Source organism: Shouchella miscanthi (genome assembly GCF_007725405.1).
Taxonomy (GTDB): Bacteria; Bacillota; Bacilli; order Bacillales; family Bacillaceae_D; genus Shouchella; species Shouchella hunanensis.
Genome location: NZ_CP042163.1, coordinates 1,490,652 through 1,513,880, shown reverse-complemented (window position 1 = coordinate 1,513,880; position 23,229 = coordinate 1,490,652). Strand labels below are relative to the sequence as shown.

21 protein-coding genes and 1 tRNA gene are annotated in these 23,229 nt (G+C 38.3%); 5 read left to right on the top strand and 17 right to left on the bottom strand.

Annotated features, from left to right (window positions below):
- Nucleotides 1-86: 86 nt before the first annotated feature.
- On the top strand, nt 87-1,013 hold the full coding sequence (locus FPV17_RS07540; RefSeq protein WP_246117154.1) for a prenyltransferase: 927 nt from the start codon (nt 87-89) through the stop codon (nt 1,011-1,013).
- 17 nt (nt 1,014-1,030) lie between these two features.
- On the top strand, nt 1,031-1,765 hold the full coding sequence (locus FPV17_RS07535) for a DUF6081 family protein (RefSeq protein ID WP_035396801.1): 735 nt from the start codon (nt 1,031-1,033) through the stop codon (nt 1,763-1,765).
- A 45-nt stretch (nt 1,766-1,810) separates the two neighbouring features.
- On the opposite strand, the gene FPV17_RS07530 is transcribed toward FPV17_RS07535, so the two are convergent.
- A complete protein-coding gene (locus FPV17_RS07530; protein WP_060705460.1) occupies nt 1,811-2,725 on the bottom strand; it encodes a DUF6612 family protein in 915 nt (304 codons plus the stop codon).
- A gap of 50 nt (nt 2,726-2,775) precedes the next feature.
- The gene (locus FPV17_RS07525) at nt 2,776-3,483 is read right to left on the bottom strand and encodes a glycerophosphodiester phosphodiesterase (RefSeq protein WP_052008148.1); all 708 of its coding nucleotides are present in this window, start codon (nt 3,481-3,483) and stop codon (nt 2,776-2,778) included.
- A 110-nt stretch (nt 3,484-3,593) separates the two neighbouring features.
- On the opposite strand from FPV17_RS07525, the gene FPV17_RS07520 reads away from it, so the two are divergent.
- Entirely contained in the window at nt 3,594-4,808 is a 1,215-nt protein-coding gene (locus FPV17_RS07520; protein ID WP_060705462.1) for a metal ABC transporter solute-binding protein, Zn/Mn family, read from the top strand.
- Between the two features lie 33 nt (nt 4,809-4,841).
- Here FPV17_RS07520 and FPV17_RS07515 read toward each other — a convergent pair whose 3' ends face one another.
- From FPV17_RS07515 to FPV17_RS07445, 15 genes are all read right to left on the bottom strand, one after another.
- Complete coding sequence (locus FPV17_RS07515; RefSeq protein WP_035396837.1) at nt 4,842-5,792, bottom strand: quinone oxidoreductase family protein; 951 nt, start codon at nt 5,790-5,792, stop codon at nt 4,842-4,844.
- Between the two features lie 91 nt (nt 5,793-5,883).
- Complete coding sequence (locus FPV17_RS07510; RefSeq protein ID WP_144558655.1) at nt 5,884-6,372, bottom strand: LURP-one-related/scramblase family protein; 489 nt, start codon at nt 6,370-6,372, stop codon at nt 5,884-5,886.
- A 101-nt stretch (nt 6,373-6,473) separates the two neighbouring features.
- The gene (locus tag FPV17_RS07505) at nt 6,474-6,809 is read right to left on the bottom strand and encodes a hypothetical protein (protein WP_144558654.1); all 336 of its coding nucleotides are present in this window, start codon (nt 6,807-6,809) and stop codon (nt 6,474-6,476) included.
- A 44-nt stretch (nt 6,810-6,853) separates the two neighbouring features.
- Nucleotides 6,854-7,105 carry a hypothetical protein gene (locus FPV17_RS07500; RefSeq protein WP_035396809.1) on the bottom strand — a complete coding sequence of 84 codons (252 nt, stop codon included), beginning with the start codon at nt 7,103-7,105 and terminating at the stop codon, nt 6,854-6,856.
- The gene (locus FPV17_RS07495; RefSeq protein WP_144558653.1) at nt 7,105-7,551 is read right to left on the bottom strand and encodes a hypothetical protein; all 447 of its coding nucleotides are present in this window, start codon (nt 7,549-7,551) and stop codon (nt 7,105-7,107) included. The genes FPV17_RS07500 and FPV17_RS07495 overlap by 1 nt, the downstream gene beginning before the upstream one ends.
- Nucleotides 7,548-13,352: a phage tail protein gene (locus tag FPV17_RS07490; protein WP_144558652.1), complete on the bottom strand. Its 5,805-nt coding sequence runs from the start codon at nt 13,350-13,352 to the stop codon at nt 7,548-7,550. Before FPV17_RS07490 ends, FPV17_RS07495 begins: the two co-directional genes overlap by 4 nt.
- 18 nt (nt 13,353-13,370) lie before the next feature.
- The gene (locus tag FPV17_RS07485) at nt 13,371-14,075 is read right to left on the bottom strand and encodes a distal tail protein Dit (protein WP_144558651.1); all 705 of its coding nucleotides are present in this window, start codon (nt 14,073-14,075) and stop codon (nt 13,371-13,373) included.
- A gap of 20 nt (nt 14,076-14,095) precedes the next feature.
- Nucleotides 14,096-16,660: a phage tail protein gene (locus tag FPV17_RS07480; RefSeq protein WP_144558650.1), complete on the bottom strand. Its 2,565-nt coding sequence runs from the start codon at nt 16,658-16,660 to the stop codon at nt 14,096-14,098.
- Nucleotides 16,653-16,943, bottom strand: a complete 291-nt coding sequence (locus FPV17_RS07475) for a phage tail assembly chaperone (protein WP_186370751.1) — start codon at nt 16,941-16,943, stop codon at nt 16,653-16,655. The genes FPV17_RS07480 and FPV17_RS07475 overlap by 8 nt, the downstream gene beginning before the upstream one ends.
- A 56-nt stretch (nt 16,944-16,999) precedes the next feature.
- A complete protein-coding gene (locus FPV17_RS07470; protein ID WP_035396824.1) occupies nt 17,000-17,365 on the bottom strand; it encodes a tail assembly chaperone in 366 nt (121 codons plus the stop codon).
- A gap of 75 nt (nt 17,366-17,440) precedes the next feature.
- A complete protein-coding gene (locus FPV17_RS07465) occupies nt 17,441-17,962 on the bottom strand; it encodes a phage major tail protein, TP901-1 family (protein WP_246117153.1) in 522 nt (173 codons plus the stop codon).
- A 110-nt stretch (nt 17,963-18,072) separates the two neighbouring features.
- The gene (locus tag FPV17_RS07460) at nt 18,073-18,462 is read right to left on the bottom strand and encodes a hypothetical protein (protein ID WP_052008155.1); all 390 of its coding nucleotides are present in this window, start codon (nt 18,460-18,462) and stop codon (nt 18,073-18,075) included.
- A gap of 1 nt (nt 18,463) precedes the next feature.
- Complete coding sequence (locus FPV17_RS07455) at nt 18,464-18,838, bottom strand: sigma factor-like helix-turn-helix DNA-binding protein (protein ID WP_144558648.1); 375 nt, start codon at nt 18,836-18,838, stop codon at nt 18,464-18,466.
- Nucleotides 18,839-19,125: 287 nt separating this feature from the next.
- A complete protein-coding gene (locus FPV17_RS07450; protein WP_144558647.1) occupies nt 19,126-19,674 on the bottom strand; it encodes a DUF6241 domain-containing protein in 549 nt (182 codons plus the stop codon).
- A gap of 333 nt (nt 19,675-20,007) precedes the next feature.
- Nucleotides 20,008-20,088: transfer RNA gene (locus tag FPV17_RS07445), tRNA-Leu, on the bottom strand.
- A gap of 384 nt (nt 20,089-20,472) precedes the next feature.
- Between FPV17_RS07445 and FPV17_RS07440 the strand changes: the two genes are divergently transcribed.
- A complete protein-coding gene (locus FPV17_RS07440; protein ID WP_144558646.1) occupies nt 20,473-22,110 on the top strand; it encodes an ATP-dependent nuclease in 1,638 nt (545 codons plus the stop codon).
- Nucleotides 22,110-23,222 carry a UvrD-helicase domain-containing protein gene (locus tag FPV17_RS07435; RefSeq protein ID WP_144558645.1) on the top strand — a complete coding sequence of 371 codons (1,113 nt, stop codon included), beginning with the start codon at nt 22,110-22,112 and terminating at the stop codon, nt 23,220-23,222. The genes FPV17_RS07440 and FPV17_RS07435 overlap by 1 nt, the downstream gene beginning before the upstream one ends.
- Nucleotides 23,223-23,229: the final 7 nt, after the last annotated feature.

Sequence of the window (23,229 nt, the reverse complement as noted above, 5' to 3'; positions counted from 1 at the left end):
AATCTACAAGCGTCTTTTATTGTGCATTTAAATAGCAACGTGTATAGTCATCATTGGACAGCTTAGTTGTCCGTGAATGGCAGGAGGTGAACAACATACAAACACTTACATTTTGGCTTAAAGCCGCTCGAGCTCAAGTGCTTCCTGTTATGATTTTACCTGTTATGATTGGATCGGTTGCTGCTTATGCTTGGGATGGGATTTTTCATCTGTTCTTCTTTTTACTTACTTTAATTGGCGCTTTAGCAGCTCATTTGTTTTCAAATATGATTAATGATTTATGGGACTTCCGCAATGGTGTTGATACGCAAGCCGAAAAATCCGAAGAATCCATTTCGACTAATTCTCGATTATTGGCGAATGGCAAAGTGAGCGAAGGTCAATTTACATTTGTCACTTGGGCTTTGTTCGTAATTGCGTTTGTGTCGGGACTTCTTTTAGCTATTTTACGAGGTTGGGAATTACTGCTGTTTGCAATTGCTGGTGGACTCATTGCTTACTTCTATGTAGCACCGCCTTTAAAATTCGGTTATAGAGGCAAAGGCTATAGTGAGATCGCCATTTTTCTTGCTTTCGGTGTACTTCCAATAACCGGAAGTTATTTTGTGATGACCCGTTCATTGCCTTTGGAAGTCTTTCTTCTTTCGATACCAGTGGGGCTATTAACGACACTTATTTTGTTTAATCACCATTTCCTCCACTGGCGCGCAGATCAAGAGGCTGGCAAAAAAACATTGGTTGTTTTGTGGGGGGAAAAAGATGGTCTCATCTTTTCAAAAAGTTTGGCTGCACTCGCTTTTCTCTCCATTCCACTTTTAAGCGTTATTCGTGTTTTACCTTGGTACGCAATTGTTGCCTTATTCGCTGCCATTCCGCTTGCTAGTGTCTATAGGAAACTCGGTCCAACAAACAAAAGCCCGGTCTACGGACAATTAATGGGCGCATCCTTAAAAGCAACCACGCGAACCGGTATCGTTATTATAGGATCGTTATTGATTTACGGGCTAATTTAGAGAAGGAGTGATGCTGTGTGAAAAAGGTTTTAGGTAATTTTGATACAATTTTATCCAGCGAGGATACATGGAAAATAGGTGGGTTCCCATTACCAGACGGCTCTTTCTGGAAATACCAAGAGCCTGAAGCTGTTGTCATTGTGCGCAACGGGACACTCTATGTACGTGCTCCTCTATCCAACCATCATGACTCTATTCAGATTTTAGACAATGCGAAGCATATGTATTATTCAGCTGAACCTGTTGAAATTCCTGAAGAAGGACAGATCGAAATTGAGGTAGAGATAAAAGCACGAACAAAAGATACGAAGCCTGGAGATCTATACGATGGATATGTTTCATTTAATTTGCTTGATTTCACTACAGGTGCAGCACTTGATTTCTTTGCAACAGACGATCAATACGCATCGGTTTATGGCATTTTACCGTTTCCTGGTGTGACAGTGCCTGACACTGGAAAAACCAAATACTTCTGCTTATTTAAAGAAGCAACAGATCATTTTAAACCTCATGAATTTAATACATTTACCATTCGATACGATCGGCAGAGGGACGAAGCCCTTTTTTATGTAAACGGGCAAGAAGTAAGACGGGAGACTAATATACCAGTAAAATTAAACCAATTCACAATTGCACTTGGTATTATGACAGAAAAAGATCTTACGAACGAAGGTAGTGTATCTGTTCACGGACAAACAGTCATTGGTGAATACTCTCCTGTCACTATCACGTGCTCGACTGATGCAGAATAAAAAAAAGTCTAGTGAGCTATAGCTCACTAGACACTCATAATGACCTTACATGTCATCCTCTGTTTCATCAAACTCTAGCCCACCGAACATTTCTTCAATATCAACACTGTTTTCAATGACTTCATCCGGTATATCAATTGAATCAATTTCATTGTACATGGAATAGGTTCCAGCAACGTCCATCGTAAAATTAGCCGTTTCCCCTTCTTCCTCCATTAACATATCAACACTCATAGCGACTGACTGTTGATAGAATGTATCTTTGTCTACAACAAGGCTGTAAGTCATATTCTCGACTTCCATATTCTCGAACATCGTATCTAATTCTTCTTGAGGGATAGCCGCTTCATTTTGGCCACCCATTTCCATAAACCAATGGATAAACTGTTGGAAGTCTTCATTATCGCCTTCCATAGAAATAACATAGGAATCCTCTTCCTCTGACATCTCAATATGTGTCATCATGTCTTTCAACATATTAATTTGCTCTTGTGAATCGACTTGAAGCTCATCTTCTAACTCCATCTCATCACTAATATCCATCATTAACCAGCCTTCACCTAATGGATTTTCCATATAAAAGATGCCATCTTCGAAGTACTGATCCGTGCTAACATCCATCCCAAGCTCTGAAGCAGTCATCATGGTGTTCATTTTAAAACTAAGTGGCTCAGAAATAGCGTCCATTATTGTATCAACAGCAAATTCCATCGTTTCATCTGCTTCTTCCGCTGACATACGAATATCGTATGTCATACTCATTTCTGTTCTAAAGCTATCTACATTGTTCATCGCTTCTTCGGTATTTGTTAAAACCTCTTCAACTGATAAGGATTCCCCTTGCTGAACCTCTTCATTTGAATTTGTTCCTGTTGAACTGTTTTCTTCTCCACCTGTTTCGTCACCACCACAAGCTACAAGCATCAGTGTACTAGCAGGTGCAACGATCAACCATGTCATTTTTTTCAAGTTAATACCCTCCACAATAATAATCTTTGTCTATATACCCTTTAGTCCGTTACTTTAAACAGACGAGGCAAATTGTTAAGCGCCTTCACTGTTACATAAACGTGAGGATAGCGCAAACACCTTTGAATCTGTTTTACTTTTGTTACATTGTAAAATACGAGTCGATAGCCTTCTCTTTGGCATTTTCTCACCACTCGCTTTGAGAAAAATAGATAGTTCATCGTCACCGATGAAATACGTTGATTTTCCATTCGTTTAAATAGTCTTTTCGTAGGCTTGCGCTGAATATAGCCAACCTCCAGCTTAGGTGGTGCTACTTTTTTCAGGCGGTCAATACAATCGTGATCAAATGAAATTACCTGCACATCCTTCAAGCTTCCAACTTCCATAATATCAGCTAACACTCTTTCTTCAATCTTTGTTTCCAGCTGCTTTTGATTTTTCAGTTCAATGATTAATTGAACTTTCCCTTTAAAATGTTTGAGCACTTCTTTAAGCGTTGGAATGGATTCTGTTCCCATCACTTTCAATTCTCGTAATTCCGCAAGGGTAAGTGTATGTACAAAACCGTTGCCATTTGTTACCCGGTTTACTTTCTCATCATGTATAACAACTGGAACATTGTCCAAACTTAATTGGACATCCAATTCAATCATTCGACAACCACTATTGAAGGCCTCTTCAAACGCACGCATCGTGTTTTCAGGATAAAGACTAGAAAACCCTCGATGGGCAATAATTCGATTCATTTACTGTCCCCCTTTGGCCGAATTTAGCCTTATCTCTTCACAAATAATTATGATTGCGATATAATTCTTTAAGTTACACAAAACGTAATTATTACGGTTAGGAGCATATAATGAAGAAAACATATTTACGCTCTCTTGGATTAGTAGCACTAGTGATGGTAGCTGCTTGCAATAGTAATCAAGGAGCGGATGAAGATAGCGATCAATTGCATATAAAGACATCGATTTTCCCTTATGAAGATTGGACAAAAGCCATTGGCGGCGATTTTGTAAACGTGGAAAACATCGTTCCTGCTGGAGCCGATGCACACACCTATGAACCAACGCCACAAGAAATGATTGAAGTAGCAGAAGCAGACCTCTTTATTTACAATGGCGCAGAGTTGGAGCCCTTTGCAGATAGCATTTTATCTGCTATAGAAAATCAATCTGTACACGTTTTAGAAGGAAGTGCTCAAACCCATTTAATTGATAGCGATCATGATCACAGTGAGCATACGGACGCATCTCCGATTGCTGAGGAAGGCGATACTAAACTAAATGGCCTTCAAGATCATTATCACAGTGGGGATTCACTCACTTTATCAGTGGAAGAGGACGGTGAATGGGTTTGGTATACACGTACAGATGACGAAGACTGGGAACAAGCATCAGAAGAGCCTACCACTGAATTCACCCTAACAGCAGATCAAGATAACTTGCAAGTAAAAGCGATCCAATATGATGAAGAAGATACGATTATCTCAACTAGCGACACTGTTCTCATTCTAATTGATGATCATGATGACCATCACCATGGCGATCAAGATCCTCACGTATGGTTAGATCCCATTCGATCCATTGAGATTGCTCAAAGCATTCGCGATACATTAACTGAGCTTTTACCAGAGCAAGAAGAATACTTTAATGAGAACTTTCAAACGCTAGAAGCTCAGTTTCATGAACTGGATGAAGCGTTTATCGATCTAGTTGAAACTGCACAGGGAGATAGCTTTATCGTATCACACGCTGGTTACGGATATTGGCAGCAACGCTACGGTTTGAAGCAAATTGGCATTGCAGGAATTTCACCAACAAGCGAACCATCACAAACCGAATTAATCCAAACCGTTGAAGCAGCTCAAGAACTTGGACTCACCTACGTCTTCTTTGAACCAAACATTACACCGCGAGTAGCAGAGATCGTCCAAGATCATTTAGAAGCGGAAGCCCTACTCATCCATCCTTTAGAGTCGCTAACAGAAGAGGATAAAGAGAATGGGGAAGATTATTTTTCTTTAATGTACCAAAACGTTAATGCGCTAGAAAAAGCGCTCAACGAATAAGAGCAAGGCATCCTTCTATGGTGCCTTGTTTTTTTAGTGGTTCATCTTAAGAAGTATCTTTCCTTGGTGTTTACGAGTTTGAAAATAACGATATGCATTCTTCGCTTCAGTCAGGGAAAAGACTCGATCAATCTCTGTCTTTACTGTACCTTCTGCAAGAAGATCTAGCACTTTACTCGCAGCTTTCTCTACTCTATCAGGTTTAAACGCTCTCATGGTTCCAAAACTAAATCCTTTTATTGAACGACAGCTTTTATGTAAATCTTCGTTTGATACATAACTTTTTTGACCACTTGCATTCCCGAACTGAATCAACGTCCCGAAATGAGCGAGCACGTGTAAACTATCCTCTGTTACATGCCCTGCAATACTATCAAAGATAACGGAGACGCCTTTGCCTTCTGTGATAGCCCATGTATCATTCTTAAATGACTGATAGGTACACACATGACTAGCTCCCGCTCGGTAAGCTGCTTCCGCTTTATCCAAAGACCCAACCGTACCAATAATCGTTTTTAATCCTGTACGCTTTGCTAATTGAATAAGCGTTGTACCGACGCCGCCAGATGCCGCATGTACAATAATAGAATCCTCATGCGATAGTGGTACAATCTCTTTAGTAAGAAAATAGCTTAAAAACACAACAATTGGCGATGCCGCAGCTTGCTCCCATGATAGTGTAGCTGGAATACGGTATACTAACTGTTCATTGGCAATCGCATACTCCGCATGACCACTCGTCTTCGGAAACGCTATAACGCGATCACCGACACGTACCTTCGTTACATGTTCCCCTACTTGGTCAACAACCCCAACAAGATCGATTCCTAACTGACCTGGCTTACTTGCAGAAACGACTTTTAGATCAGCAAAATTTAAGCTCGACATTACGACGTTCACTCTTACCTCAAAGCCTTTAGGTTCTGGTTTATTCATTTCTTCCACGACTATACCCGCTTGCTCATTCATCCTTACAGTAAGCATGCTCATCACTCCTTCCTCTTTATTATAGAAGAAGAACGCGGCTAGAGGTCATTCATAATTCAAATCGTCAGTAATCCAGTTTTTTTATTAGTTAAGGGGCAGATTGGTTTTTACTTTTTTGATGATGGACCATATCTAGCACAATCATCAGCGCAACACTTATCGTTTCATGCCTTGGTTCACCCACATGCAAATGATATGTATCACCCCAACTTAACCACTCTTTCTCAACCGTCATAATGGTTGTAGTCCCATCTTTAACCGCATAATGATGATCAAATAGACTTCCCTCGATCGTCCATCCAAGTGGTTCAATTTCATAGCGCGCACGAAGGAAACTCATCTTTTTAGAGACAACACATAATTCTTTTTCATCATTCGCAATCGAATAACGCGGCATAAGCGAAAAGACATGCTGCTTAATTTGAAGCACCGGCACACCTTCACTAGTCGTAATCGCCAGCTGATCCCCAATAGAGAAAAACTTCCCGTCTACTTTGTAAACGGGCTTTTTTTCCCTATTGAACACTGTAAACTGATCCCGAAATGAAAAAACCCGCTGTTTAATGAAAAAATCCATCGAATCGCCTCCACTCACTTTATATACGGGATTAGGCAAAAAAAGATTCAAAAAAAAGAAACAGACAAGGCTCTAAGCCCTGTCTGTCTAAAATTGCTTTTTTATTGAAAATAGAACGTGATGATAATTGGCATAATTAAGCTTACTACCGTCAACACCGTTCCTATAAACCAACGTCTATCTACTTTCCGCTCGTTTTGCGTTCGTAAGGTTTCTTCTCGAGTCTGTTTGATCTCCCCTAGTGCCTGCTTCGCTTTTCTATATGCAATTTCTGCTTTTTCTTCAGCAGCATCGGCTTTCTCTCTCGTCATTGAAAGTTCCTTACGCACTTCTTCTAACACACTCGTCTGACTTTCTAATTGTTGCGTTACTTTCGCAAGTGCAATCTCAACTTCGGTTAATTTACGGAGGAGATCATATGCAGATGGCTCAGTCATCTTCGCCAACCCCTCCTTCTTAGCAGTATAAAAAAGCCCCTGACTTAATCTGTCTGCGACTCTTCTTTCGGTTCTAAACGCTTAATTAGTTTTACTCGTGCTAAGTCGGCTAAAGCAAGCAAACGTGGATCTTGAACATATTCATCCATTGATACCACTACCCGACCATTTGCGTTAATATCACCTGTTGGATCCGTTACATTAAAGCGAAGACGAACTTCGTCAACCTCTTCCTCAAAATTATAGGTGAAATCAACACCAGATACACGCACATCTAATTTTTCTACCTGTCCCATTATTCAACATCTCCTTGTTTGTTTTGATTCAGTTTTGCTTCCTCAAAAGCCTCAGCAATCATAAAGTGTGTTTCCGCCTCTTCATTAGATAGCTTTTTATCAAGATTCATAACAACGTGTTCCAATGTTTCCAATGCTTGGTTTAGATTAGAATCAGCCATAACAAATTGTTCATTTAATAGCTTTTCTTGCTGCGTTCGAAATTCAATTGCCGCGTCCTGGTCTTTTAATTGAAAGCCACCAGCTTCCGTTCGAACTAACTCACCATTTGTATCTAATTCTGCATGTGCTTTTAACAACTCAATTTCTTCAGAAACCATTTCTTCATGTTGTTTTTTCAACTGATTCACAACACGCATCCTATGAATATTCTCAACACCCGTAAGCTCTATATCTAGTAGAAACTTCGCTACTTTATCCAATTCTTTCTTCATAAACTTAATCACAGCAACCGCTCCTTTAATTCATGTATTTCTCGTTTTAACAATTGATTTTCAATCTCTAAAAAAGACACTCGATCCAGGGTGTCTTCTACTTTTTTATCGAGTTCTTGGATGGCATGTACTGAGTAGTAAACAATCCGATCATTCTCAACACCCATGCCATCCTTAGTGACAACATTAGGACTGTCTTCCGCAATAATACCAACTCTTCTTTTAGGAAAAGCCTCTGCTTCTAGATCTGACTTTAACAAGAAGGTCATTATATCTAGTTGTTTAACATGATCAAGTCCACTTTCATTGAACTTCTGAATATCATCTTTATACGTTCTAGAAGAACCTTGGTGAAAGTTAGAGGCACGAATTGGGCGATACCCGATATTGTTATTGTTGTACATTGAATTATTTGTAACACGAACTTCATTTGTTGAACAACCCAGATACAAATCACGATTTGCACCTGTAGCTAAATTTACTCGAATAGAGTTGGCAATTACATCTTGTACTTGAATAGGACGATAGCTTATATTACCACCGTTATAACCTCTGCGATCAGTTACTCGAAGAGAGCCATCTACTTTCATATATGCATTGGAGCTTGACTCCCTTGCTTCAAAATCACCAATAAAAGAATCCGCTTCAAAGACACCTGAATTATAATCACCGTTACCATTCGTTGCCCATATAGTCGGTCTACCTGATTGAGTTTTCTTAAAGCGTAGTCCGGATGCATATGGCGTATTCGTCTGTGGAGAGCCATAGGCAATCCAACCATCTGTATCGCTAGCGCTAGAGTTATTTTTCACATTAAAAACAAAATGATTATTCCCTGAACGGTTGCCGTCTCTCGGTCGCAGAACAATCGTACCTCGATTCGCTATAACTTTCACATCACGATCTGCATCAAGTATGACATCTCTTGTATTTGTTTTTAATGCAATATTTCCCCTATTACTAAATGCGGTAAGACCGCGGACATTATCAGCGCCCCATTCTCCTCCGTTGTACATATGAGAGAAGAATTCTATTACACCAGATCCGTGGTATTCGGTATTCGAATCTTCATCGTTAAACCCTTCAAGATAAGTTGAAATGCCAAAATCCGAATAATACAGTCTCCTCTGCCTTGTCTCATTATGAGCCATAAAATAACCATCTTTTAATTGAAGGTTTACCCAAGATGAATTTGTATTCCCAAACCATGTTCTTGTATATCGACCACGTGCCTGAAGTTCTCCACCTTCTATCGATGTACTTCTATTGCCTTGATGAGAAATAATAGTACTTCCCTGAATATTAGCACTACGAATATTTATTGAAGTAACCGTACCTGCGCTAATCTTATCCGCTGCTAAACTAGCTATCTTAGCACTAGTAATTGTTCCATCTTGAATGTGTGCATTTTGGATAATTGCATTTTGCAAGTTCGCTCTTGTAATAGACGCATTAGCAAGCGCACCATTAGCAGCGGTAATACTATTTGCTGACATATGATTGGCAGTAATAGAACCATTTACAAGCAACTGAGTATTGGTCATTCTTCTGACAACAATGTTGTCAGCATACATGATATTATCGGTTGATTCATTTCGGTTATTTGTGACCCAAATTCGTATATAAGCAGTTCCTGCTGGAACCGTATATGTTCCTGAAAGTTTTCGCCATTGTGTTGTACCGCCAGTAGCCTGAGCGACTTGAGTCCAGCCTAAATGATTTTTTCCCGCATCATACCTGCGAAACCCAATCCCAGCATGTCTTCTTCCAGCTGAACTACTGTGAAAACGAGATTCGAACTCAACGTAAAGGCTATCTCCTGCCACTACTTTAATAAGGCGCTCTTGTTGGATATCAATGTTTCCAGTGTTGCCAGTCTTAGCGCCCATCGTTTGTGTTGAGCCATTATCAATACTCCAACTTCTCATGTTATAGACTGTTGCACCACCGCCGATCCAACCTGCTGGTGTAGAACCAATGACATCATCTTCAAAGTCACCATTATCTACTAAGTTAGTAAAATCACCAACTTGTAGTAACTGCGTATCAATTTTAACTCTTTCAGGCGATAAATTAATTGCGGAAATGATGCCATCTCTTTTAACGCGTAGATCGATTTGATCAGACATGACTCGAATGGTACCTTCTGCAGTTGTCAAACGACCATTAATACCGTTAACAGTGCTCGTCGTTGCACGAAGACCGATAGCTGTTGAGTTTTGCTGAATGGCTGTTTCAGCAGATGAAATACGCCCCCCTTGACTATCTTGCTCTTTTTCAATGGTACCAACGCGTGTTTGAAATTTTGTATCGGTCAACTCAAGTTCCCCAACTCTTGTTGTAACGGAACCTAAGCCACTTTCAGTTGACGAAACCCGGCCACTGATACCTTCCAACGTTGCATCTAAAGAAGTTTGCCGCTGATTATAACGTTCAGTATTTACAAAGAAAGAAGCCGGTTGCTTCCAACCTGTTAGTTTGTTCCCTCTTTCTAATTGTCCCCGCCAAATATGAACATCAAGATTAGCGGATGAACGGAGCTGAAATTGAATATGGCTAGTGCTATTAGCAATCCAAGTATAAGAAACTCTTCTTTCTCCACTAGGCTCTATATCGACTCCACCTTGATTTGAATTGACATTGACTACTGCGTTTCCGTTATTTCTAATCCACACAGACATTGTATAGGGTACGTTTGGTATTTTTTCGTTAGCGTTTAGAATTGTCATCACTGCTTTAAGAGCTGTATTTCCTCCACTGGACCTAACTCTTGTCGCTTCGGTAGTATTCCAAGCACTAATCTGTTGATTTTGATTGTTAAGTGTTAACGAGGAGCCTTCCCAAGCACGTAGTGAACTAAAATCGTTTGGGTTATTCCAAAGGTTTTCTCCTCCAATTTCTTGTGCTTGCAATTCTCGCACAGACGTCGAAAACCCGTTTAAATCCTGTCTAAATTCACTCACTGTATTTGTCAATGTTCCTAGACCACTACTCGTTGATTCCACTTTTCCTGTAATCTCGTCTAATGTAACATTAAGAGCTGTTTCGCGTTGTTCGTAGATAGAAGTGTCTACTTTACCATCTAAATCTTTGCTAACTTGACCTATAGATGTAGAAAACCCTTCTAAGTCTTGTTTGAACTGACCCACTGTATGTGTGAGTGTTCCTACATCACTTGTCGTTTCCTCTACTTTCCCAGTAATACCTTCTAAAGTAGAGTCAAGTGAGGTTTGCCTCTCAGAGTATGATTCTGCATCTATTAGATCTTCAAATGCTGGCGACCACGCAGCCGCTCGTTTACCTTCTGTAACCATTAATTCTGCTATTTCAACAGTACCTGATGCAATAAAATCCGCACTTAATTGAAGGCGTATAGTTGTTGTATTTGCGTTTACTTGTCTAGTTTGAGTAACCTCAATCTCTCTATTTTCGCTTAAATTCGTAATCGATTGGATTGTATGCCAAGCGTTTGGATTGTTTTCAAACCACTGTAGCGTGAGCCTCGAGGAATCCTCACTACCGCCCTTTATATCCTTAATCTTTATTTTGCAAGAGATCGTTACTTCTTTTCCAAGAACACGATCCGATACATCATAAACCCTTACAACTTGGTTGTTGACATTCGTCCAATTCGAGTGCACGAACGGCTTATACGTGCCGATAGCAAGGTTTGTGGTGGGACGTTTTTCACTTTGCAACTGGCGAATCGATGTAGAGAACCCTTCAGCACTTAAGCTTAACTCTGAGCTAATATCTCGTAAATCTGTTACTTCACCAGTCAATTGGTCCACTTGTCCGCTCGTTTCACCTACAAGGAAATCGATGCCCTCAAGAGACGCATTTATCGTTGTCATTTTTTGATTGTACGTTGTGTAGTCAACTTTATCTGTCAGTAATTCGTCGACCTCACCTCTTGACAGAGTGGCAGATAGGCGTCCATCCACTTTCTCAAACTCCGTTGTAACATGCTTCTCAATTGAGGTTAGTTCTTCACCCAATTGATTGATTTCTTCTTTAAGCTGTGTTTCTTTTTCTTCTAGGGCATCTTCACCATCTTTAATTGCTTGATGAATGCGACGAACTTCTTGATCAAATTGAGCACTGTCAATTCGTTTCTCAAGCTCTTCAGTAAGAATGGAATAAACGTCTGCAATTTCCTGATCGCTATAGTCCTTTGCTCTTTGTTGAATAAGCTCTAATGCATCATTCGCAATTTGCTCAAACTGTATACCATCCTTTCCAATGATATCAGCTTCTTTATTTAACTCCCTTAATTTCCTAGCCAGTTCGGGACCAAAAAGAATATCATCGGTTACAACTCGAGCAGTTGAAGCCTCTACTTCTGCTGAATAATTTGAAGCGCGCCCATGGTAATTGACTGCACGGACTCGAAAGTAATACGTCTTATTTGTTTCTCCGATAAAGTTAAACCCATTTAACGAGCCTCGATAAACAAGCGTTTCCGGCGAAGGAAGAAAACCTTTTACTTCACTAGCAAATAATTCATAGGCTTGCACATAAAAAGCCTCGATGTTAAAAGCCCAGAATATCTGCACTGTCTGAAATCCACCTGTTGCCTCTACGTTTGCAGGCACATCTGGTAATATATCGGGAAAGCGATCAGGTGAGATCGGTTTGTTTCCTTGATTCCACTTTCCTCGGTTATCATTAATCTCACGAATGACTTGGTCTAATCGATCGTCATAGCTATGGGCAGACAAAAATTGCCCCATTTCAACTGTTGCAGATCGATTGACATCCATTAAATCATACTCAATCGCAATCACACGTGCTTGGATTTCAATTGGTCGAGTAAACATCCGATCAAAGGCTAGCGCCGTGTCGCCAAGACTTACTTTTTCATGTTCATAGCCACTCAGTTGCTCAAGTAATTGAACGGTGAGCTGATAATGAACTTCCGGCTGCTTCACACGTTGTAAATGTTCCCATGTCGCATGCAAAAGCGTTTCAGGATCTTCAATATCGCTATTTGTATAAATACCTTCACGATGTAACAGCTTTCCATCGTAAGGACGACCGTATCTAGTTAATGCGTGTTCATCACCAATCCAAGCTTGTCCTTTTGGCTTATTTGCCGGATCTCCATCTTTTACTTGCCAGGTTACTTCGGAAAAGTCAGTTGTCTGATCATCTGATGATGCACCCTGTCCATAAAGAGCCGTTACAGGATAAGAAAGAACCGTTCGCTGGATTTCTTGAATATCGTGATCAACTTCAAAACGCTTCCCTACATACTGCCCACGACGAGAAAGAATTTTAATTGTTCTCGATGTAATTTGATTACCAGAAAAAGTGACAATATCTTTAAACTCTCCACCCCACAACCTTAAAATAGACCAGATGGCATCAACCGATGACTCGAAAGAAAGTGGGATAGATCCAACCCCTAAATCAATATCGACTTGACCACGCCAGCGTGTACCACTCAACACGTAATTAAGCACGACCGACGCATTGGCATTTTTAAAAGAGCGCTCTTTTACGAAGTGCTCCTTTAGCTCCATAAAAGCAGGTTCACATAAGGCGTAGGTCTGGCGCTCAGTCCCACTAAAATGATCATCTACTTCTTTAATCACATAGAGCCTAAGTTCTCCCTCTTTATCTCGAAAAACCACTTGGTTTTCTTCCTTAACAAACTGTGCCGAACTGCTCGCCGAATCCACGATTAAACGTAATGGCTGATCAGGCAGTTGGTTTAATTCTTCTCGAAAAAGAGCGGAAATTAAGCCATTATCCTCGCCAATAGTAGTAAGCAAAGAATCGTTTTGGTCTAATACATACATGTCCTTCATGTTTCACACCTCCTTTTATTAAAAATAGATATTTTGATACGTAATGGTAGATGGGGCCGATACAGAAAGGGTATTTACACCTGGTCTTAACGGAAACCATCTACTTTCAAATGACAGTAACGACATACGTGCGTCACGATTTAAATAAATGGCACGTTTACCTGCATCAATTTCAATAACATCATTTTCTAAAAATTGGTGCTGTAAAATTAATTTTTCACCATTTTGGTTACGAATTTCAAACTGAAATGTTCTTGTTTCAATACGAGCATGTAATGTCCAAAACACCGGTACTTGCCCTACAACATGAATATCTCTTTGTTCTTCCGTTATTGGAACAACAATTTCTCCTGCATATTGGTATGGCGTTGGACACAAAAATTGGATAATTCCTTTCGAGAAGTGCTCATACTCTTCAAGTTCTACGGATAAAAACCTAGCCAAATAAAATTGGCTAGGTGTATCGGAGAACACGAGTTTTTGTTCATCCTCACTATATAACCATGAAGACAATTCAAGCTTTAGCTCTTGCATGGTTTTATCACGATGATAGATGACAACAGGCACGTCTAGAATAATGGAGTCCATTTTCATACCAGTTACCCGCTCACCTGCTTCTACTCGCTCTGTCGTTGTATAAGAGATAGACGGTAGAACGGGTCGCTGCAGATGACTTAATACAGTAATATACTTTTTTCTGATCCCATTAAACGTAAATTGCATAGTAACGATTCACCTCCATCTTATGTGTAAAACCTATTTTTCCGCATTGATTTTCTCTCTTGAGCATTTGTAATATGTGGTTCAACGAGTGAACCAACAACAGTAGAATCCATTTGAACCGTCAGCTGCTTCTGTTCTCGTAACGTATCAACTACTTCTGTTAACAAGTTCTCGACCGAACGACCATTGTTCTTTTTCTCAAAGAAACGCACCTGATTTGAATAAGAATGACTCATGTTTGGATGAACGGGTTCTAGCGGTGCCATGTGAGGAGGATCAATTTCAGAAGGTACAAGAGACGTCATTGCATTCATCGCACGATTCACTGATCCTAGATCACCTTCAATTCCAACCGCTAAACCTTGAGGAAGAAAACGACCAATCTCGTCTCTGAACAATTTTGATGGCGAATTAATTCCAAAAAATGATTTTAGACTTCCAACCACACTGTCCATAAACCCACTGATTTTTCCAATAATCCAATCTTTTACGTTATTCATCCCTCTCCAAAGGCCACGAATTAAATCAGATCCCACCGTTACAACACGTCTAACCGCTGTTGAAATACTACCAGCAAGTCGCGATACGAGCTGAGTTCCAAGCTGCATAATACGAGGGAACCCATTTACGATTGCTTGAAACACACTTGAAAGAATGGTTCCAATTGCACTAAGAACCATCGGCATGGCTGTTGTTAATCCGCCAATTAAAGATCCGATAAGAGAAATTCCGCTTTGTAAAATTAAAGGGAAGTTCGATGCGAGTGTACTAATAATAGATATAATAATTTGAACGACAGATTGTAAGAGAGCCGGTACATGATCCATAATCCCTTTGATAAGACTTTCCAGTAACGTGATTCCAGCATTAATTATCAGTGGAAGCTGGTGTGTTAAGCTCTCAATAATTAAAGCAATAACATCTAATGCCGTTTCAATGATCATCGGCAGAATAGTGACAATCCCTTTGATTAAGCTCTCAAGTAACTGAATACCCATCTGAATAATAAGAGGTAGCTGCTGGGTAAGAGTTGTCAAAACCATTGTAATAATTTCTACAGCAGTTGCTACGAGCATTGGCAAAATGGAGATCACGCCATCAATGAGACTCATTAACATCTCAATCCCCATCGTTAAAAGTAATGGGAGTTGTTCAGCTAATGTCGTAATAAGAGTCTGAACAAGATTCAAGGCGGTTTCAATGATCGTTGGTATCATTGTCATAATCCCATCTACTAAGCTCATCAATAGGTTTATGCCCATTTCAATCAGCAGTGGAAGTTGCTGTGTAATGGTCTCAATAAGAAGAGAGATCACGCCTAAAGCTACTTCTATGATCATTGGTAACAAAGATACAATACCGTCTATTAAGTTGGTTAGTAATTGAATACCTAATTCCAATATAAGAGGAAGCTGTTCAACGATCATTTCAACGAGCATAGTAATAATGCCGGTTACTGTCTCTAGTAGCGTTGGTACAAAACTCATAATGCCATCTACTAAGTTCATCAACACTTGCATACCTAATTCAATTAATAATGGCAGTTGTGTTGTAATAGCTTCTACTAGTTGAGTTACAACTTGTATAACCACTTCAACTAATGTACCAATCATTGAGTCCATTCCGTCTAGCAAACTTGTCAAAATTCCAATCCCTAATTCCAACATAAGTGGTAGATTCCTTGAAGCATTACTAATCAATAATGAAATGATTTGTACGCCTGCCTCCATCAACATTGGTAAGGCAGATGTAATGCCTTCAACGATATTGCTAACTACCTGTATAGCTGTTTCAGCCAAAGCAGGCAACATCGTTGTTACTCCCTCAACGAGTCTTTGCAAAAGCGCTGCTCCAGACTGCACTAGTTCTGGCAACCTTGCAACAATTCCAGTCATAAATCCATCAAAAATAGATGAGGCTACTGAAAAAACCTCGCTTCCGATGGACGAAATTTTTTCCCATACTGCTTGTAAACTTGAACCTAATGACCCATTTGCATTTTGTAAATACAAAAAACCAACTGCTAATGCTGCTATTAACCCAACAACAATGCCGATTGGCGATATAAGGAACCCAAATACTGCAGCTAATGGTTTTATTTTCATTAGAGTGGCTGTTACATTTATTGCTGCTGCTTTTAGTGCAGTGAAACTGACAACCAGTTGATTGATTAAAGTAATGGTTGTTGTAGTCGACTGCAGTACACTTGTCACCATTCGAGAAGCTTCTGCCGTCACTTCTGAAAAAGAAGTAGATAGTTTGTCCGAAAATGGAATGGATAATTTGCTAGCCTGGTCTAGGGCGTACGCAACGCTTGATACCTTCTGTTCAATATCATCAAGTGGGCTTGAATCACCCCAAATGCCACCACCTAATTGATTAGCAGCTGTAAAAAGTTCTCCTACACTACTTGTCACTTCTCCACCACTTTTTTGGAGCGTTGCAGAGGTTTGCTGAAATCCTTTTCCAATGTCTGAAATGGATTCAGTAAAAGACGTAATGGATCCATCAATGGATGTAATCTTATTAGTAAAATCAACAATTTCCGAATTCATAGACTGTATCACTTTATTTAACTCATTCAACCCTTTCCCTCCTTTCTCTAAATGTAAATTGTTGTAGCCAATTTTTAGCTTTTTCTGCTTTTTTGACTGATGCCTGAATAGAATTATCGTCTTTCGTTGCTGAAGTTGGACGTTTATATAAATCAGCTACTTTAGGACGCTTGCTGCGACTAGCTTGTTCATGCATTAACGCAATTTGTGCTTCTCGCTCCATTGCATCATGTATCGATTCTAATTCAGCATCCATTAACAAGACGAACTCTCTTGGAGTTAAAGCGTAAAAAACAGAGGGCTCTAACCGCAAATAACGCCAACAGGTAACGAGTTGGCGTTCTACATAAGTCAGTCCATTTAATTGCGTTAAGCTCTTAACATCTCCAATGCTTTCGCCGCTTCCGGATTGTCCGCTACTAGTTTCTTCGCTTGATTGCGAAAGAAAAAACTCTCCGTCACAACCTTATTACTAATTTTATAAATGTCATCAGAATCAAGCTGCTCACTCATCATCGCTTGTTCAATTTCAGCTTCAACATCTTTTAATGAAAAATCCTTGCCATGATGAAATAAGCCTGCGTGTACAATTTGTGGAAATGCCTCTAAATCGCCCATCATCGCTTTTCCAATGATCCCCATTGGTCCGCCCTGAATCACACGATTTAAATATTTCACACTTTCCATCGTTAACTTTAATTCATATTCTTTTCCTTGAAGTACAATTGTTGACATGATGCCATCGCCCCTTTTTTGAATTGATGAAGGTATCTAAAAAGATACCTTCAGCTGCTAGTAAATACCTAAAAACTATTCTTGATCGTCTTCAGCCGGTGCTTCTGTTTCCACCATATCTTCGTTTTTCAGCTTTCCGTTTAGCTTAGCGCTTAATGTATATGTTGCGTGTTCTCCATTACTGTAACTTTGCTCCCAAGATGTAATCATATATAGACCCGATTTTGCTGTTTTCTTTCGGCTATTCACACGATAAATTTCGATAAATTCCTTGTTATCAAGCTTTTCGTCCATATAGTCAATAAACGGGTCGCCTTCTGTTACAACACCTTCAAGCGACACTTCTACTGATTCTTTCCCATAATCACTGCCTGTTTTATCTTTTGTATCTAGTTCAATTTCATCAAACGAACGATTAAAAGAACCTCCTGTTTGGTTAAAAGGACGTAATAATCCTTGACTATCCTTCACTGCAAAAATAAATTCTTCCCCTTTGTATTCCTTCGCGAAAAATTGTAAGTTAAATGGTAAACGTTGTTCTGACATTGAAATCTCCCCTTTTTGTAATGTTTGTGTTTGTACGTTATTTCGATTCACTTGTATGCCTCCTCTCTTATTCTCTAAGGAATTCTCCTCTTCCTCACTTATAAGGCATGAACCCAACCAAAAAACACGATCATACGTTCTTATTTTAGCAAAAAAATTTTTTAGCTTACATAAAACACTTGTTTTCCTTTTGTATGGCTATTGTCCTCACTTACATAGGAGACCGATCGGCTGCCTGTAATAGGCGAGCGCCTAAATTCAATCTGATGATACACTTTCTCCCGCTTATTTCTACGAGCATGCTGATGATCAGTTAGGATCGGAAAACACTCGTGAGCCATTTTATGACTATTACGATTACTAAGCTCTTCATGTAAACAAAGAGAAGCCAATTTCTCTAGCATATAACTAGGAGGCACTTTCTCATGTTGGTCGTAATAAGCTTCAATCAACTTCTCAATCTCTTTAAACCTTCCCGGTCTAGACATCGCCCCTGTCTTTGCGTGTATCTTTAAATCTTCCATACGATCTAGAAGGTATTGTTCTGTCATTCTAAATGCCTCCTCTATACCCTAAATCATGATGAGTCCAGTAGTAAAAAATATCTGCTATTCTTTCTGTCGAACGTTTTAGTAACTCTCTGACGTTTTGTTGAGCGATCCCCATTTTCTCTGCCGTCTCGACTTGGGTGTAATCACACATATAAACATAGTATAGCGCGTCACGCTGACGCTTTGTTAAATCGGCTTGTTCTATAGCATCTTGTAGATCAATAAAGATGTCACAAGCTGCAAAATCATCGTGTAGTACCCTTGATTGAAGAGAATGGATATCTCTTAACAAATGTTGTACTTGTTTTGCAGATGACAGCATTCCATATTGTTCTTCTAATCGAATTGTAACCGCTTCTCGACTTACCTTTTTCATGTTTGTCTCTCCCTTTACCTATTGAAAAACTAGATAAAATGTCGGTATAGCCGTAACAATCCATAAAATATAGAATGCTATTTTGTTTTCAATTTTATTAACCAATGCACCTAATGTGATAAAAAAGAATAACGTCATTTGACAAATTAAAGCAAGTAAAAAAAACATATTGATCCCTCCATTACATCATTGTTCTTACAAAAAACCTTTGAACAACACTATAAAGAGAAGCCAATTAAAAAAAATCAAAAACCACCGCACATTTGTATGTGCAGTGGCTTATTAAATTAAAAATGTTTATCATTATATGTGTCTACCTCTGCTGGCGTAAGCAAACGTGTTGCTTTTCCAATCGTTCCTCCCCATAGTCCCCAAACGAAGTTATGGTCTTCAACAGCTTGACTAAAATCCCCTTCATGCCACCTTAATAAAATTTGCTCATAGCGGCTACCATGGGTAAACTCATCTGCTCTTACAGTAGCAATGTCGAGCAACCATTCAATTCGCTCTTCTGTCAGCTGGATTTTTCCCCACTTTTGCTCTGCTTCTACAAGTCCGTGGGACATGTAATGAATCGCCTCTTGCATCGCTCGCTCTGACAGATCTTTAGGAAATAAATCATGTAAATCTTCATCAATAGAAGCAGTAAGCACGAGTTCTTCTGTTTGAACGTCACTTTCACCTGAATGATTATTCGTGTCGTCCCCACTATCGCTGCCCTGTTGCTCCTCTGATGAAGCCATACGCTCAAGAGCATTCTGCCCAAAATAAAAGCCTCCAAAACCAATAAGTCCCATCACACCTACTATAGAAAGGAAAATGATAAATTTCTTCATCCAAAACAACCCCTCAAACAAGTCACCATTCTTTCTGACTACGTAATTATCCCTATCACATGCAGTCTATCATAGTTTTGTCTCATTGTAAGCAGATTGTTAATAATTTTTTGTAATTTTAAAATTTATGCCGCTTGTCGTAGGAAGAACGAAAAATTAGGTTATCTTTTGAAAAGTACGTCATAAAAGTGCCATTCCTTGTATGCTTATTTCCAAACGCACGATTCGTCGCATACGCTTTTTCAGGCGTGATTGTGAGCATAAACAAAAAAATCAGCCTCTAGTAATTACTAGAAAGACTGATAGATCAAGCATTTTCTACTAAAATCACGATACCGGTGGTCGGGGTCGAACCGACACTCCAAAGGAACACGATTTTGAGTCGTGCGCGTCTGCCAATTCCGCCACACCGGCATAACAACGTTGATATGATGCTGTTTTTCTATTATAGAGTATACACAAGATCTTTTTATACGCGCAAGATCTCGTTAAATTTAGTATAAAACGTGAGGTTTAAAAAAAAGATTAATTATTGCGCGTGTGAATAGTGCGCCACCTAGTAAGTGAAAATTTAACACTTAATATAATGCTTGTCAATGTATTCTTACGCAACTTTTAAATTATTTCCATTCGAAGCTTATATAAAGTTTATACTGAGTTTATGAAATCAATACGAGAAATCATTAATAGTTCAAAGGTTTAATTTATTCCCAAACTTGATGTAGTTCTAATCTAATTTGTATTTTCCATTCAAATAAGTGATAATGTACTATAATTACATTTATTAGGAGAGATTTAATGATTAAAAGTATTCATATTGAAAATTTCAAATGTATTAATGGTTCCTTCACTCTAGACTTTAAAGAAGGTATTAATATTTTAGTGGGAAATAATGAAGCTGGGAAATCTACTGTTCTAGAGGCGATTCATATAGCTCTCAGTGGTATATTTAGAGGAAAAACTCTTAGAGGTAATTTATCTCAATACTTATTTAACTATGATGTTGTAAATCAGTATTTAACTGATATGAATAATGGAAATATTTCTAAACCTCCTTACATTTTGATTGAACTATACTTTGATGAATTAATCCCAGTTTTAGAAGGCGATAAATACACCCAAAAAGACCAAATCGGAAAGACGAGCGGAGTTGCTTTTAAAATCGCTTTGGACGAAAAATATCATGAGGAATATGAATCTTTAGTCAAGCTAGGAAACTTGGAAAGTCTGCCAATTGAATATTACGATGTGGATTGGTACTCTTTTTCTAGAAAAGCATTAACCTCTAGAAGCATTCCTATAAAATCATCGTTTATAGATGTTGGCTTTAGTAAGTTTCAAAACGGATCGGATATCTACATTTCAAGAATCGTCAAAAACATTTTAGAAACTGACGAAAAAACTAAAGTTGCACAAGCCTATAGAAAAGTAAAAGAAACGTTTTCTAAAGATCAATCAATTAGTGAGATAAACTCAAAAATAAATAGTATGTCTAAACTGAGCGAAAAAGAAATAGAACTGTCTGTTGATTTAGGTTCACGCTCAACTTGGGATGGTAGTTTAATAACTCAGCTTGATAAAATACCTTTCGAATTCATAGGAAAAGGTGAGCAATCAATTATAAAGACGGACTTAGCCCTATCTAACAAAAGGAGCGAGGCTTCATCCATCATTTTAATTGAAGAGCCAGAATGTCATATAAGTCATACGCGTCTTAACCAACTGCTGAATAGTATTAAAGATAATTATCATGACAAACAGATTATTCTTTCCACTCATAGTAGTTTTGTCTCAAACAAACTAGGACTAGATAATTTAATCTTACTTAACAAACAAAAAACTGTGAAGTTTGATCAACTTGAATCTAAAGTATTTTTTGAGAAAGTTTCTGGTTACGATACTCTTCGATTAATATTGTGTAAGAAAGCAATATTAGTAGAGGGAGATTCTGATGAATTAGTTGTTCAAAAAGCGTATCGAGACAATAATAATGGTAAATTAGCTATTGAAGATGAAGTAGAAATTATTTCAGTTGGAACCTCTTTTTTAAGATTTTTAGAAATTGCCGAGCACTTAGAAATTCCTGTAAAAGTTATTACAGATAATGATGGGAATTTAGATGCATTAGAACTAAAATATTCTAACTATATAGGAAAAAATAAAAAGTCAAATATTGAAATTTGTTACGACAAGACTGTACATACTGGTTCCCTCACTTTAGGAAAAAATAAAAAGCCTTTTAATTACAATACTTTGGAGCCAGCCTTGCTACGTGAAAATAGTTTAACAAAACTCAATTCGATTTTTAACACAAAATATTCTAACGAGGATGAGTTACATAAATTTATGAAAGCTAACAAAACTGACTGTGCGTTAAAAATATTTTCATCGGAAGATAAAATAAACTATCCAAATTTTATTATGAGGGCACTTTAATGGAAAATACTCTTTTAATTGCCTCCGCTGGAGCCGGCAAAACAACACACATTGTAAGGGAAGCTATAGATTGTACAGAAAGCGTATTAATTACTACCTTTACAGAAGAAAACGAAAAAGAGATTAAAAATAAATTTTTCGAATTAAACAAAGGAGTAATTCCTCATAACGTTACAATCAAAACATGGTTTTCGTTTTTAATTGAACATGGTGCTAAACCTTATCAAGGGAAACTAACAGAGCGAAACATAAACGGATTACTCTTGGTTAATGAGAAATCAGCTCTTAAATATAAAACAAAAAAATTCCCTATTTATTATAAAGAAGAAGTAACTGAAAAACACTTTTTCTCAGATCAATTTCAAATTTATTCCGATAAAATCTCGAAATTTGTAACGCGGTGCAATAATTTGAGTAATGGATATGTAATTGACAGAATTACCAGCTTGTATAAACATATCTATATAGACGAAATACAGGATATGGCTGGTTACGATTTAGAAATAATTAAACTTCTATTAAAATCCGGCTCAACAATTAAAATTGCTGGAGACCCTAGGCAAGTTACTTATCATACACATTTTCCTGAAATTTATAAGAAGTATTCCCAGGGTGACATCCAGAAATTTTTAATAAATGAATGCAAATCTATAAAGTATAAAATTGATCCAGACACTTTGAGAGGAAGTTGGAGAAATAACCAAGCTATCTGCGATTTTGCTAATCAATTATTCCCTGATTATCCAACTTACAATTCACTTCACAATGAAACAACTGGCCATGATGGAGTATTTCTAGTTAAAGAAAAAGATGTTGAAAGATATTTGAGCAAGTATTCTCCAACTCAATTACGATATTCCCGTAGGAAAAAATTAATTCCCCTCACTGAGATTAAAAATTTCGGGGAATCAAAAGGAGCAACACGCGATAGAGTAATTATTTACCCAACTAAAAAAATATCAGATTGGTTATTTGAAAACAAAGCCCTTGACAATTTTGATATAAGATGCAAATTTTACGTTGCAATAACCAGAGCTAAATATAGTGTAGCAATTGTATGTAAAAACAATATAGAATCAGAAATTTACCAAACTTTTCAAGTCTTTGATTAAGTTTGCT